Source organism: Ruegeria arenilitoris, from assembly GCF_013035315.1.
Taxonomy (GTDB): domain Bacteria; phylum Pseudomonadota; class Alphaproteobacteria; order Rhodobacterales; family Rhodobacteraceae; genus Ruegeria; species Ruegeria arenilitoris_D.
This window is the reverse complement of the sequence record NZ_WQHP01000002.1, coordinates 242,739-257,210: the sequence shown is the minus strand read 5'-3', so window position 1 is coordinate 257,210 and position 14,472 is coordinate 242,739. Positions and strand designations below refer to the sequence as shown.

The following is a 14,472-nucleotide window of genomic DNA, read 5'->3' as shown; positions in this document are numbered from 1 at the left end:
CATGAGCGACTACGATTACGACCTGATTATCATCGGGTCTGGTCCTTCGGGGCGATCTGCGGCGATTCAAGCGGGCAAACTGAAACGGCGCGTTCTGGTGATCGACCGCAAAGACCGGTTTGGTGGCGTCTCAGTGCACACCGGGACGATCCCCTCCAAGACCTTGCGGGAAACGGTTCTGAACCTGTCCGGCTGGCGCGAACGCAGTTTTTACGGGCGGTCTTATCGGGTAAAAGATCAGATCAGGGCCGAAGACCTGAAGGCTCGACTGCACATGACGCTGGACCACGAGGTTGACGTGTTGGAACATCAGTTCAACCGCAACCATGTGGAAACCATGAACGGGCTGGCGAAATTCGTTGGCCCGCACGAGGTTGAGGTTGCAACGGATGCGGGCGAAACAACGCGCCTGACGGCGGCCAAGTTCCTGATTGCGACCGGCACCAAGACCTATCGCCCCGACTACGTGCCCTTCAATGGCAAGACCGTGGTTGATGGTGACGACTTTCTTGAGATGGCCGAGATCCCACGCTCGCTGGTCGTAATCGGAGCCGGTGTGATTGGAGTAGAATACGCCACCATGTTCTCGGCGCTGGACGTGCGGGTGACGTTGATCGAACCACGCGAGACGTTCCTTGATTTTATCGACAGCCGCTTGATCCACGATTTCACGCACCAAATCCGGGAAAACGGGGTTGATCTGCGCCTGGGTTCCGCAGTCGAAAAGATCGAAGATGCAGGCGATCATGTTGAGGTCACACTGGAAAACGGTCGTCACGTCCGCGCCGAGATGCTGCTGTTCGCTGCAGGACGTATGGGCGCGACCTCGGCGCTGAATCTGGATTCCGTAGGTCTGGAGACCGATCACCGCAACCGGATCAAAGTGGATCGCAAGACCTACCAGACCTCTGTCCTTCATATCTACGCCACCGGCGATGTTATCGGGCATCCTTCGCTGGCTTCGACCTCGCTGCAACAGGGCCGCGTGGCGGCATGCCATGCGTTGGACACCCCTACCCTGCCTGAAAGCCCGTGGTACCCGTATGGAATCTACTCTGTGCCCGAGATTTCGACCTGTGGCATGTCCGAGGAAGAGCTGCAGGAGCGCGGCATCCCTTATGAGGTCGGCGTGGCGCGATTCCGCGAAACCTCACGCGGGCATATCATGGGGCTGGAACATGGTATGCTGAAGATGCTGTTTTCGCTGAAAACACGGCGGGTGCTGGGTGTGCAAATCGTGGGCGAAGGGGCGACCGAACTGATTCACATCGCGCAAGCCGTGCTGAACCTGAAGGGCACAGTGGATTACTTCGTTCAGAATACGTTCAACTATCCGACGCTGGCCGAGGCCTATAAAATTGCAGGTCTGGACGCATTCAACCGGATGCCGATCCCCGAAGAGTTCAAGGTGCGCAAGAAACCCGCAGAACCCGCCAAGAAAGAGGTCAAGAAAGCGTGACGACCCTGTATGTCGATGGCGATGCCTGCCCGGTCAAAGCCGAGGCCGAACGTGTCGCCACGCGGCACAAAGTGCCTGTGGCTCTGGTCTCGAACGGTGGGCTTCGCCCCTCCGCCAACCCGTTGGTGCAGGTGGTCATCGTCGCAGAAGGCGCGGATGAGGCGGATAAGTGGATTGCTGAACGCTGCGGCACCGGAGACGTTGTGGTGACCTCCGACATCCCGTTGGCCGCCAAGTGTGTCGAGGCCGGTGCGCGGGTTCTCCGCCCCAACGGCGAGGCGTTCACGGCAGCCAATATCGGCCAGCAACTAGCCATGCGCGACCTGATGGCCGACCTGCGCGCAGCCAATCCCTTAGGCGCGGGCGGAGGCGGCAAACCCTTTGGCAAGGCGGATCGGTCTAGGTTTCTGGACGCGCTGGAACGCGAATTGAGAGCAGCGCAACGAGGCTGATCCTCCCGCCTGCTTCTGTCGCATCTCAGATGCGCCTGAGGCAGTTGGGCCAGGCAGCGCTGCGCGCTGCGGTTGTGTCTTGATAAACACCCTCGGGATTGGTTCAGTCGCCCCACGCAATAATTGCACGGATAGAGGATTAAATGTCGATAAAGGCCGTTATCTTTGACATCGGGAACGTTCTGATCGAGTGGAAACCCGAGCGTTACTATGACCGGATCATTGGCGAAAACCGCCGTCGCGCGATGTTCTCCGAAGTTGATCTGCATGGCATGAACGACTTGGTCGATCAGGGCCATCACTTCACCGATACGATCTATGATTGGGCCGAGAAGTACCCCGAGTGGAGCGACGAAATCCGCATGTGGCATGACAAGTGGATTGAGCTTGCCGCGCCTGAAATCCCACACTCGGTCCGCCTGCAGCGTGCTTTGCGGGTCAAGGGCGTGAAAGTCTTCGCGTTGACCAATTTCGGCGTACAGAACTTTGACTACGCGACCACGGTGTATCCGTTCTTGAATGAGTTCGACAAACAGTATGTCTCGGGCAGAATGCAAACAGTTAAACCGCATGTCCCGATCTACGAAATGGTCGAGGCAGATTGCGGCCTGCGTCCCGAAACGCTTTTGTTCACCGACGACCGGATCGACAATATTGAAACCGCGCGGGCCCGCGGGTGGCAAACGCACCTGTTTGCCGGCCCTCAAGGGTGGGCAGACCGGCTGGTGCAGGAAGGCCTGCTGACAGAGGAAGAGGCGCGCTAGCTCAGGCGGCCGCGGTCGCAGTACGGTTTTCTCGGATGGGCAGATGGACAATGGCGCTGAACGCTCCGATCGCGACGCCAATCCACCAGACCATGGTATAGTCACCGTATTGATCGTACATCCGTCCACCCAGCCAGACGCCGAGGAAGCTGCCGATCTGGTGGCTGAAGAAGATGATCCCATAGAGCGTGCCCATGTAGCGCAACCCATAAAGATGCGCGACCAACCCCGACGTCAGCGGAACTGTGGCCAGCCAGAGCGAACCCATGACCAGCGAGAACACAACGACCGAGATTGGTGTGATCGGGAACATGATGAAGGCTGCGGCAGCTATAGTGCGGGCGGTATATACGGCAGCCAGCAGGTACTTTTTGGGGAAGTGGTTCCCTGCCCAACCTGCCAACAGTGTGCCGACGATGTTTGCCAACCCGATCAGTGAAATGGCCACGGCCCCAAGTGCGGACGTGCTGGTGATCCCGATGGAATGCAGAACGCCGCCCGGTTGAATGGGTCCACACATTTCGGTCACGAAGGCCGGAAAATGGGCCGTAATGAACCCTAACTGATACCCACAACTGAAAAAGCCCAAGAAGATCAGCGTGTAGGATGGGTCTCGGAACGCCTTGCCCAGGATTTCCCCCATGCTTTCTTCAAGCTCGGCCTTTGTCACCGCCTGCGGCGCACGCATAAAGGGCAAGGTCAGCACCAGAGCAAGGATCGCGATCGCGAAGACGATGAACACTTGCTGCCAAGGCATGAAACTCAGCAAAAATTCGGCAGTTGGGGCACCCAAAACTTGCCCAAAACTGCCCGCAGCTGTGACAATTGCCAGCGACATCGAGCGGTTCTCGTCTGATGACGCGCGACCAACAACCGCAAGCACCACGCCGAAACCGGTTCCTGCAATACCAAATCCGACCAGCCAAGCGTACATCTGATGCTCAAACGGCGTGACGGACCACGCCGACAAGACCATGCCGGCGGCATAGGTCAGCGCTCCGATCACAATTGCTCGTCGGTCGCCGATCTTTTCAGCAATCGCGCCAAAGATCGGCTGTCCAATACCCCAAGCCAGGTTCTGGATCGCGATGGCCATGGAAAACTCGGTGCGTAACCAGCCGAACTCGTCCGCGATGGGAATCTGGAACACGCCAAAGGACGCGCGTACGGCAAAGCTGACCGTAATGATGATGCACCCAACAATCAGGATGGGGTTAAAAAGGCGCGCGTACTGGGGCATGGGGTCCTCGGGGGTATCAGGCACGCCAAGTTACTCGCTGTGAGACAGGCGTCAATTCAGGAGTTTTGCGGTCACGGATAAGCAAATTTGATGTGTCCGATAAATGGCCGCTTTTCAACGGGCAAGCCGGGCGGTATGCCTCGGACTATGACGGGTTTGATTTCGCTTTATGACAAACAGGTGGCCGAGGGCATCCTGACCAGAGACGACGCGCAAGAAGCCGTACTTCCCAATTTCGAACGCATTCGGTCTGCTTTGGCGGAACCTGTTAAGCGCGGGTTCTTTCGAAAAGCGCCGCCGCCGCCCAAAGGATTGTACCTGTGGGGTGGCGTCGGGCGGGGGAAGTCCATGCTGATGGATATGTTCATCGACTCGCTGGCGGACATCCCGGCCCGCCGCGTGCATTTCCACGCCTTTATGCAGGAAATCCACACGGGCATGCACAAGGCCCGGAAGGACGGGGTCGAGGATGCATTGGCTCCGGTTGCCGCCTCGGTTGTCAAATCCGTGCGTGTGCTGGCCTTTGACGAAATGCAGATCACCGATATCACCGACGCGATGATTGTTGGTCGTCTGTTCGACTTATTGCACGCAGGGGGTGTCGTGGTTGTCACCACATCCAACCGGCATCCAGATGATCTGTACAAGGACGGGCTGAACCGTCAGCTCTTCCTGCCATTTATTGCGCATATCAAAGAACAACTTGAGGTGTGGGAACTGATCTCACCCACAGACTACCGCCAGAACAGGCTGGAGGGTGCCCCTGTCTACTTCACTCCGATCGGCCCCGAGGCCCGTGCGAGCATTCGCAGCGTCTGGAACGATCTGGCCGGAGGGGCAGCAGACCCGCTGATCCTGCAAGTGAATGGGCGCGCAGTTGAACTGCCGGAATTCCGCAACGGTGTGGCGCGGGCCAGTTTCTATGACTTATGCGGCCGAATGCTTGGCCCGGCGGATTACCTGGCCATCGCTGAAGCGGTTAAAGTGCTGGTTCTTGAGGATATTCCGCGCCTATCCCGCAACAATTTCAACGAAGCCAAACGGTTCGTCACGCTGATCGACGCGCTGTATGAGGCGAAAGTCAGGTTGATCTGTTCTGCCGCCGCAGAGCCCGAGATGCTGTATGTCGAAGGCGAAGGCACGTTTGAATTCGAACGTACGGCATCGCGTCTGCGCGAAATGCAGGATCAGGACTGGGGGCAATAGGGGGCCCTGCCCCCGCCGCGCTGCGCGCGCCTCCCCCGAGGTATTTTTGGTCAGATGAAGCTAAGCGGACGCGCTATGCTCAGCCGTTTTCTCGCAGAATGTTGCCCGCCAGATAAAGCGAGCCGCAGATCAGGATGCGGGCTTGTGGGTCTTTCGCTACGATTCCGTTGACCGCTTCGGCAACGCTTGCAGCGGTTGTGGCAGGCAGATTGACTTTGGCGGCGGCCGCGGCCGTGTCCTCGGCGCTTAGCGTGGCAGCCTCACCCGGGATCGACACAGCCGTTAGGCTTTGAGCCTGTTTGGCCAGAGGAGCCAGGTATCCGGTCACATCCTTGGTGTTCAACATGCCGCAGATCATATGGGTCGAACGCGCAGGCAGGGTTGCGAGAAGATCGGCCAATGCCTGCCCCGCAGCGGCATTGTGACCACCATCCAACCAAAGCTCGGCCTCGGGCGCTTGCTCAACTAGCGGACCGGTTTTCAGTCGCTGCATCCGTGCGGGCCATTCGGCCTTGGTTACTGCAGCCTCATAGGCCTCATCGCCAAGATCCAGGTGGCGCAGCACCGCAAGCGCAGGACCGGCGTTTTGAATCTGGTGTGCGCCCAGCAAGTTTGGAAGTGGCAAATCACGAAGCCCGGTTTCGTCCTGATAGACCAGACGCCCGTTTTCCTGGGTGACGTGCCAATGCTGCCCATGGACCAGCAGCGGCGCACCCAGACGCGCTGCGGTGTATTCGATGACCTCTAACGCTTCGTCGTGTTGCGGCCCTACTATGCAGGGTACACCGGGCTTGATGATTCCGGCTTTCTCTGCCGCGATTTTGCCCAGGGTGTCACCCAGGAACTGTTCGTGGTCGATGGATACGGGCGTGATAACTGTGACCGCGGGATTGTGGACGACGTTGGTGGCGTCCAACCGGCCACCCAGCCCGACTTCAAGCAAGGTGAAATCCGCCTTGGATCGTGCAAAGGCCAGCAAGGCCGCACAGGTAGTGATTTCGAAATAGGTGATGTTTTCACCACCATTGGCGGCATAGCATTCATCCAGAACCGCCGTCAGATTGGGTTCGGAGATCAGATCACCAGCCAGGCGGATACGTTCATGAAACCGGGCCAGATGAGGCGACGTGTAGGCATGTGCTGACAGGCCAGCCCCTTCGAGCCCCGCCCGGATCATCGCCTGGGTAGAACCTTTGCCGTTGGTTCCGGCGATATGGATCACCGGAGGCAGTTTTTCCTGTGGATTGTCCAACGCGGCCAGCAAACGCCATACGCGGTCCAAGGTCAGATCAATGATCTTGGGGTGCAGCGCCATCATCCGTTCGAGGATGACGTCCGATGTCTGAGAGGTCATTTTGCGTCCGCGTCTTCAGCCGGTGTTTCGGACTTGGCATCCTCGGGTTCGGGTGCCGGCAGGTCACCCTTGATCGCTGGCGGCTGGTTCATCAACATCCGAGTGATGGTGATCAATTCATCCCGCATCTCGGTGCGTTTGGTCACGCGATCCAGCATACCGTGATCCAGCAGATATTCCGCGCGTTGGAACCCTTCGGGCAGTTTTTCGCGAATGGTCTGTTCAATTACACGCGGCCCGGCAAAACAGATCAGGGCGTTCGGCTCCGAGATATGAACGTCTCCCAGCATCGCGTAGGAGGCCGTCACCCCACCGGTCGTGGGGTGCGTCAGCACGACGATATACGGCAGGTTCGCCTCTTTCAGCATCTCAACCGCGACAGTGGTCCGTGGCATTTGCATCAGGCTTAGAATACCTTCCTGCATCCGCGCACCACCAGCGGCCGAAAACAGGACCAGCGGGCGCTTCAGCTTAACAGCCTCTTGCGCGGCGGCGATGATGGCGTTGCCCACGTACATGCCCATGGACCCACCCATGAACGAAAAATCCTGCGCAGCGGCTACAATTGGAGTCCGGCCAATCTCGCCCGTGGCGACCAGCATCGCCTCTTTCTCGCCCGTCTTTTTCTGGGCCGCTTTCATCCGGTCGGGATACTTCTTCTGATCGCGAAATTGCAACGGGTCGTCTTTGGGCGCAGGAACCTCGACCTCGGTAAAGATGCCGCCGTCAAACAGATGTTTGAACCGGTCGCGCGGTGCGATCGCCATGTGGTGACCGCATTGGGTGCAGACATTCTGGTTGTCCGCCAGTTCGCGGTGGAACAGCATCGTTCCGCATTCATCGCATTTGTGCCAAAGGTTTTCAGGCACCTCGCGGCGCGAGAAGATCGAGTTGATCCGGGGACGGACGTAGTTTGTGATCCAGTTCATGTCGGAACCTTGGCTTGTGCGACTTTGACGTCAAATAAGACGCTACGGAAAGAAATGCAATCAGCGCCTGAGCGCAACCCGTGCTGCCAGCCAACTGACAATCATCACTGCGAAATCAACATACAGCCATTGCCGCAATATCCCGGTGTCCGACATATCGTAAGGCAACAGGAACAAAGCCAGCCCGCTAAGGCTGTCCGGCAATGAGATGAACAACAGCGCAACCATATTGTTGAACAGATGCAATGCGATAGCCGGGCCCAATGTTCCTGACCGCGCGGTCAGATCCGCTGCCAAAAGGCCGAACAGTCCGGACCATATCGCCACCAGCAGTGCATTGTCGCCAGCCGCACCGGGGGCATAGTGACCTGCCGCAAACAGAACCGAAGGGATACCCAACCAAATGACAGGCGAACGGAAACGCGCGGCAAGAGTCTGTTGCATGTAGCCTCGAAACAGGACCTCTTCGGCGCTGACCTGAATCAGTACCGCAACAAGGGATACCGGCAACAGCAACAACCAAGTCGACAAGGCCAGGTTCTGCGTCAAGGTAGCGCCCATGTCGTAGGGTGGAAGAATGGTCACGATGACCCCAATCACCAATAACGCCTTGAACACAGTCCAGAATTGCGCAGTTGTTTCGCGCATTGGGCCACAAATGGAACTCAGGGTCCGCCCCTGCAAAGACCGGGCGGCAACCGACACTCCGAAAGTGACGAAGGCAAAACTGGTCAGCAGAACCAACATCGCTGTGGGCGAGGCTCCGGCCAACAGGGATTGCGCCCACGCGACGGAAACCAGTGTCGACGCCAGCCCGAACAGAACAAAATTCAACACGGTTACGACGACACCCACAATGGCCAGACCGACCAAAAGACGCCACAGCTGAGGGCGGGTGCGTGCGGCGTCAACCAAACGCTGATGCGCCGAATAGGCTCCGGGTTGGGCGTCAAACATTGTCGGGTGGTTCCCGGACTATTTGGTCGGCGTCTGCAAAAAGCGATGTAGCGTTGGCTGCATTTGCTCGTTCCGCCAACGTAGACAGGTACCCCGCTACCGTTTGCAACAATTGCAAGGCTACGCCCGCGTCGCTTTCAATGACCGCACGCAGTTCTTCCGCGCCGATCCGAAGGAAGGAGCAATTCTGAACTGCAACCAAGTCAAGCTGCCGGGGTTCGCCCGTAATCACCGACAAGTCGCCGATCAGACGTCCGGGCTCGATCACCGAAATCGTCCGTGCCGCGCCGCCTTCTTCGGTCCAGATCAAATCGGCCTCACCGGAAATGCAAAGATAAGCGGCGTCTGCGGACTGCCCCCGCGAAAAGATGATCTGACCGGCGGCGGCTTCGTACCATTGGGCCGAAAACGCCAACAGGCGTTGGTTTCGGCCATCAATCCCTGAAAACAGCTCGGTCGAAGAGATGATCTTGAGTTTACGGCTCAGATCATTTGTCGCGCTGGTTTCGTCCTCGGGGCGCGTGCGCGAAACGCCGTCGATCCGGCCTTCTTTGATCTCAACGAAAAGATCATAGGCTTCGGGGTGGGCAAAATGATCCTCCATGAACAGCATAATCGAGTTAGGCAGCAGCTCGCGCAGTTTAAGCCGGGTTCTCAACCGGCTTTCCGAATCGTGACTGGCCAGTGCCTTGTCCAGAATCAGAACGTCGGGACGCTTGATCCCGGCGCGCGAGAAGGCTGCGCGTTCCTGAAACACCGTCGGCAGATTGTTCCCACCCAGACCCGAAGGCAGGTCATAGATGATGGCCGCGGCGCGGCGGCGCAGGCCGGCTTCGTTCATGGCTTCGGCCACGACGTCTTCGATCTCATCCATATGTGCACCGGCCATCAAAGATACGCGCCCGAACAGCGCATTTTCCATGGCTGTCATACGCCCGATATACGTCTCGGGCGTCACCGGAATGAACATACCGTCCAACGAAGCCCGTAACTGCTCGGCCTGACCGCTGCGAATTGCGAGGATCTTGTTTTTGTACTCTTCCGGGAAATCCGGCCCAATCTGTTCAGCAGTCAGCAGGAACGGAACGGTCAGCAACAAGGCCCGCTCGCCTTCGCTTATTTCACTATCCCCTTTGGCCTTGCGGCGATCCTCAATATCCAGAAGTCGGTGGAACATCTCTTTGGTCATGCCCAGTCGCAAGAACAGCGGGTGATCGGTTCCATCCCGACCGAACGTCTTGTTCAACGTCTCAAGCACCGCGCTTGCGATGCTCATTGCATCATCATCAAGATCATGGTGGCGCAGCATCTGCATGAAACGACTATCGCCTGCCAGAATATCAGGTGAGATGTCATGGGATGGCGCAGCATAGAGCAGGTTGCCCCCAAGCGGCACAGCCGGGTTGAAGCGATCGGGGTCAAATCGATAGACATACCTATCCAGACCCTTTTCCTTGAGCCTCTGCGCAACAGTATCGCGTAGCTTTACAATTTTCCCGGCAAGAATGGGATGCTGTTCCGGATCGAACTGAGATCGCAGCGTCCTCCGGAACATGAATTCATCAATGCCCATTGCCTCGACCAGCTCGAACCACCAATCACGAATGTCCTCGATGTCTTCGAGGCCTGCCAAACCGGGGTCGATCCATTCATCGGACAGGGAATCCGGCGGGTTCCCTGCGCGAACCGCCTCGATCTGCCACCTGCTAGGTGCATTTTTCGCATCCGCTTCATGCTGCGGATGGGTCCGCAATGGCATCAAGAGGTTGTCACCCAATGTACCGTCAAACAGGTAGGGGCGTGAATAGGCATAGCCGATACGCGCTGCGATTACGGTTTGATGTAGTTTTTGAATGTCATGACCCGCGATGATGACATCGCCCTGAACCGGCAGAATTTCTCGTGTCAGTAGTTGCGCTAGCGCACTGCGCTCGGCCGCGCTGGAAGATTGGATGGCCACACGCGCGCCCTTGGGAATGATCAGGTCAATGTCTTCGAGGATCGTTTTGCCGTCATCGTCACGCACCGTGACATTGTGTAGCTCAATATCTCCGGTCAGGTGCGGGATGGACTCAGGTTCGCCGACAAAGAGCTCTTCGGGGATCATATTGTCAGGCGCAAACCGCTCGGTCACGATTTCCCAACGCAGCGACATATCCTGAACCTGGTTGTAATAGGTCAGCAGAGCCTTCCACGGACCGCTAAGATCCTTATAGGCCCCCAGCGCCGCAACAAGCGCGCCCACGGTCACCTCACCTTTGATCGCCAGATAACCACCGACCGAGAAGAACAGGAACGGTGTCATCTGAGTGATCAGATTGTTGAGGAACTTCATGAAGAACTTTTTGTTGTAGATCTTGAACCGGATCTCGAACAATGTCCCCAACCGATGGCTGAACTGCGCCAGCCGATAGCGCCAGCCGCCGTTCGTACGCAGATCGCTGATCCCGGCCGCGCTTTCCCCGATTTCCGAGCTTAATTGGCGGACCTCTTGAATACGCTCTTTGTTCAACAGGTTGATCTGACGCTGCAGCTTTGGGATCAGCCAGGCCTGCAGCGGGATAAGAGCGATACTGGCCAACCCGAACCATACGCTCTGCATGAACAGAAAAGTGACGATCGTCATCATCTGACCAAACTGGAACACGGGCTGCGCAATCGCGTCGCCCATCAGACCACCCATCGGTTCGGCCTCGGAGGTGATCATCGACACCAGCTCACCCTGGCTGGTGGTCGCGAAATAAGACTTCGGGAAACGCATCGTCCGGTGGATCAGCGTGAATCGCAGTCGGCGCAGCATCCGTTCGGCCAGAACCCCCTTCATCGTGTTGATGCGCATTTTCATCAACCCGCTGACGATGACGGTCGCGAGAAAGGCAAAGCACAGGATCAGCAGGTACTGAACCTGCGTGAAAGTCACGCTCATAACGGTCACGGTATCGCCGGGCGCACCGATCGCATCGTTGATGATCTGCTTAGGCAGTTCAAGCGAGGCGTAGAGGAACGGGAAAGACAACACCGTCAAACACAAAAGCACAAGCTGTTGCTTTTTCGAGTGTTTCCAAATGAATGCAAAAAGAGTGGGTTCCATGCCCCGCCTTGCCTTAGAAAATGATACGCTGTCTTGTCAGATGAACCACAGCAATCAAGTGCCGGACGGTAAGCACAGAGCCGGTTGATTGCAAGAACGGCCGCGCCTTTAGCAGCGCAGAGAGGGCCTGCCCAGTCACAAGCCCGTTAACTGGCAGGCAGATTTATTCGGAATTCAAAAATTTGGTCTTATCCTCGCCACCGTCTTTGACTAAAGAAGGCCAAGTTCAAATGATGGGACCATGGGCAGAATTCTTGAACGATACCTACACCGCAAGACTTTTGCGCGCTGGCGGCGCGCCGCGCAGAGTGCGGGCGAGGCTCCCATCCCTCAATTGCGTCAGCAGCGCGACGAAGCGCGAAAGTTGCGAGCGCAATTGGATCGGCTGATTCAGGATTCCACCGAACGGTTGAGCTTACCTTTGGTTGGCTCGAAACAGTTTCCCAAACCGTTGGGCACAGATTGGTGCTGGCGACCGGACTTGTGGCGCGGGCCATTGGCGCGACCGGGTATCGCCTCGGTTGCGCGCAAGGCGGCATTCGATCCTCAAGTGACCATCTTCCATGATTGCCCCCTGTCCGAAATCAGCGCCAGGCAGACCCGAAACACGGATGACAGGGATCTGGCCGCATATGGTCTGACCCTTGAGGTTTTTGGGTTTTCGGGCTCTTTCCTGTCCCTGTCTCTGGATTTACCGCCCGAGGCAGAGCAAGGTCTGACCCGACAGCACCTCATGCGGGTCGATGCGCTGCTTGAGGCTGAACGTCCCCTTGACGTGACCGCACGGCTGAATGTTCAACATGGCCCGAACACCGACTCTGTCGTGCGATCCTTAGATTTGTCGGCCCCGTCTAATGCGCTGGATTTCGATCTGGCCAAATTGCCGCTGAACGAACGTCGCATCGATAAGATTTGGCTTGACCTCGTTTTGACCAAACCTGCGATGAACCGCATTACCCTGCGCGACCTGACCCTTTGCCGCCACCACCGCGCCGATTTGTAAGAGCATTGGCATGACACATCCGTCCCTGACCCCAACACTGTTCAAAAACGGCATCTGGCGCGCCTATGTGCAGGCTCAAACAGAGCCTCAGATCGACGTCCATTACCTGGGGCAAATTTTGGAGGATGTACAGATAGCTGAGGCCGAAAATGGATGGGAGCTGAGCGTACAGGTGCCACCCACTGCGATTTCAGACGGGGTACATTGCTTTGTGATCAGAGACTCGCAGTCCACAGAGAAGCTCGGGGAATTTACGATCATTGCTGGGACACCGGCGGCCGAGGACCTGCGGGCTGAGGTTGCATTGCTGAGGGCGGAACTGGACATGCTAAAGCGCTCATTCCGACGGTCACAGGCGTCTTCAGACTGAGGCTGGGTAGGCCTTGCTGTGGCAACCCCCTATCTTTAAATCAAATTCCGTGCATCATTAACGTATCCGCAGCAATCCGGGTACGTCCATGGACCGCAGCAGTATCGTCAAGGTCATTGCCCTGATGGTCACGGGGTTTGGCATCGGTATCGACTTTACCGGCGCGCTCATTTTGGTTCCGGCCATCGAAAACAGCTTTGACGCCGATATCACCAGCACTCAATGGGTTCTGAACATCTATGCGCTGTTCTTTGCCATGACCATGGTCGCGGGCGGGCGCATGGGGGATATGTTCGGACATCGCAAGATGATGATCATCGGGCTGACGATCTTTCTGTTTTCGTCCATCATGTGTTTTGTCTCGCCCAGCCTTGATTTCCTGATCTTTTCGCGTGCGCTTCAGGGGATCGGCGCGGGCTGTGTCTGGCCCTGCACCTTGGCCTTTGGGGCTACCAAAGTCTCGCGCCCGGAACACCGCGCAATGATCATGGGGATGATCCTTGCAGGCGTGACCAGCGGTAATGTCTTCGGCCCTCTGATCAGCGGAGCCGCCGTGAACTTCGGTGACTGGCGGCTGTTCTTTCTGGCCAATGTTGTGTTTTCGACCATTTCGATGGTCACCGCCCTGATCCTGATGGAGCGTGAAACGCAGCACAAGCAGGGCGAACATATCGATTTTGCAGGAATGGGCATTTTGTCGTTCGCTGTCCTACTGCTGCTTTATGGGTTGGACGTTGGCGCGGATTGGGGCTGGAGCTCGGTGCCACTGCTGATGCTGTTTTTCGTCAGTGTGGTTCTGTTCCTATTGTTCCCCAAAGTCGAAAAACGCGTAAAAGAACCTCTGCTGTTGCCGCAAATGATGCAGAACCGCGAGTTTCGCATTACGCTTGGCTTGAATATGTTCAACGTCTCGGCCGCCTTCGTTGGTCTGCTGTATTTTCCACAATACATGCAGAAAGTTCTGGGCTGGTCGGTGTTCGCGTCGGCGGTCGGCTTGGCTCCGTTGACGGTTCTGCTCGCGGTCGGGTCGATTGTCTCTGGTACGCTGTACAATGACTTTGGCCCAAAGCGGTTGTTGTTCTGGGGCTATGTGATCGCAACGGCTGGCGCGCTGAGCGTCGTAGCCCTGCCCGCGGGCTTGGGATACTTCCAGATTCTGCCGGGAATGGCGATGATAGGATTGGGTGCGACGCTGACCGTCGGGCCATCCGGCACCGCCGCCGTATGTGCTGTCAAACCAGAACGAGCGGGGCTGGTCGGCGGGCTGAGCTTTATGACACATCTGGTCTATGGCGCGATTTCCGTCGCCTGTGCGACCGCGATCATGTACGCCACCAGCCTGGCCAATCTGGGCAAACAACTGACGGCAGACGGGATCGACCTGTCCGCAGCCGATCAAAGGGCCATCAACGGCGGAACGCTGACAACCGATACAGCGCGCGCGGTCATGGAAAAACTCAGCTCGGACGAGGCTGAAAAAGTCAAATCAGCCATCGCCTCTGCTTTCGACGCCGGGATGAACATGGCATTTGTCTTCGCTGCCATTTCGGTATCGATGGGCGTACTACTGGCTTTGATGCTTGATGAAGAAAAACTGCACAAGGTCGAGAGCTAAGACCTGCCATGCGAAAAGGGCCGCCGAAATCG

The 14,472-nt window shown here is 57.3% G+C and carries 12 protein-coding genes; 7 read left to right on the top strand and 5 right to left on the bottom strand.

All coding sequences use genetic code 11. From position 1 onward, the window contains the following. Window position 1 precedes the first annotated feature (1 nt). The 3 genes from sthA (at window position 2) to GOV53_RS05920 (ending at window position 2,675) form a co-directional block, all read left to right on the top strand. Window positions 2-1,459 carry a Si-specific NAD(P)(+) transhydrogenase gene (gene sthA / locus GOV53_RS05930; protein WP_170464726.1) on the top strand — a complete coding sequence of 486 codons (1,458 nt, stop codon included), beginning with the start codon at window positions 2-4 and terminating at the stop codon, window positions 1,457-1,459. Beyond that, on the top strand, window positions 1,456-1,911 hold the full coding sequence (locus GOV53_RS05925) for a YaiI/YqxD family protein (RefSeq protein ID WP_170464725.1): 456 nt from the start codon (window positions 1,456-1,458) through the stop codon (window positions 1,909-1,911). The genes sthA and GOV53_RS05925 overlap by 4 nt, the downstream gene beginning before the upstream one ends. A gap of 143 nt (window positions 1,912-2,054) precedes the next feature. Beyond that, window positions 2,055-2,675 carry an HAD family hydrolase gene (locus tag GOV53_RS05920; RefSeq protein WP_170464724.1) on the top strand — a complete coding sequence of 207 codons (621 nt, stop codon included), beginning with the start codon at window positions 2,055-2,057 and terminating at the stop codon, window positions 2,673-2,675. Between the two features lies 1 nt (window position 2,676). Here the strand turns inward: GOV53_RS05920 and GOV53_RS05915 are convergent, their stop codons facing one another. Then, window positions 2,677-3,915 (bottom strand): MFS transporter, encoded by a 1,239-nt coding sequence (locus GOV53_RS05915; RefSeq protein WP_170464723.1) that lies wholly within the window; start codon window positions 3,913-3,915, stop codon window positions 2,677-2,679. Window positions 3,916-4,062: 147 nt separating this feature from the next. On the opposite strand from GOV53_RS05915, the gene zapE reads away from it, so the two are divergent. Then, complete coding sequence (zapE, locus tag GOV53_RS05910) at window positions 4,063-5,121, top strand: cell division protein ZapE (RefSeq protein WP_170464722.1); 1,059 nt, start codon at window positions 4,063-4,065, stop codon at window positions 5,119-5,121. A 79-nt stretch (window positions 5,122-5,200) separates the two neighbouring features. On the opposite strand, the gene GOV53_RS05905 is transcribed toward zapE, so the two are convergent. Genes GOV53_RS05905 through GOV53_RS05890 form a run of 4 tightly spaced genes read right to left on the bottom strand, consistent with a single transcriptional unit; the run spans window position 5,201 to window position 11,452 of the window. After that, a complete protein-coding gene (locus GOV53_RS05905) occupies window positions 5,201-6,475 on the bottom strand; it encodes a bifunctional folylpolyglutamate synthase/dihydrofolate synthase (protein WP_170464721.1) in 1,275 nt (424 codons plus the stop codon). Next, window positions 6,472-7,404 carry an acetyl-CoA carboxylase, carboxyltransferase subunit beta gene (accD, locus tag GOV53_RS05900; RefSeq protein ID WP_170464720.1) on the bottom strand — a complete coding sequence of 311 codons (933 nt, stop codon included), beginning with the start codon at window positions 7,402-7,404 and terminating at the stop codon, window positions 6,472-6,474. Before accD ends, GOV53_RS05905 begins: the two co-directional genes overlap by 4 nt. A gap of 60 nt (window positions 7,405-7,464) precedes the next feature. Continuing rightward, window positions 7,465-8,361 carry a CPBP family intramembrane glutamic endopeptidase gene (locus GOV53_RS05895; protein WP_170464719.1) on the bottom strand — a complete coding sequence of 299 codons (897 nt, stop codon included), beginning with the start codon at window positions 8,359-8,361 and terminating at the stop codon, window positions 7,465-7,467. After that, a complete protein-coding gene (locus tag GOV53_RS05890; RefSeq protein WP_170464718.1) occupies window positions 8,354-11,452 on the bottom strand; it encodes an ABC transporter transmembrane domain-containing protein in 3,099 nt (1,032 codons plus the stop codon). The genes GOV53_RS05895 and GOV53_RS05890 overlap by 8 nt, the downstream gene beginning before the upstream one ends. Before the next feature lie 241 nt (window positions 11,453-11,693). On the opposite strand from GOV53_RS05890, the gene GOV53_RS05885 reads away from it, so the two are divergent. The 3 genes from GOV53_RS05885 (at window position 11,694) to GOV53_RS05875 (ending at window position 14,440) form a co-directional block, all read left to right on the top strand. Continuing rightward, on the top strand, window positions 11,694-12,455 hold the full coding sequence (locus tag GOV53_RS05885) for a DUF6478 family protein (protein WP_170464717.1): 762 nt from the start codon (window positions 11,694-11,696) through the stop codon (window positions 12,453-12,455). A gap of 10 nt (window positions 12,456-12,465) precedes the next feature. Continuing rightward, window positions 12,466-12,825, top strand: a complete 360-nt coding sequence (locus tag GOV53_RS05880) for a hypothetical protein (RefSeq protein WP_170464716.1) — start codon at window positions 12,466-12,468, stop codon at window positions 12,823-12,825. Window positions 12,826-12,913: 88 nt separating this feature from the next. Next, complete coding sequence (locus GOV53_RS05875; protein ID WP_170464715.1) at window positions 12,914-14,440, top strand: MFS transporter; 1,527 nt, start codon at window positions 12,914-12,916, stop codon at window positions 14,438-14,440. Window positions 14,441-14,472 lie beyond the last annotated feature (32 nt).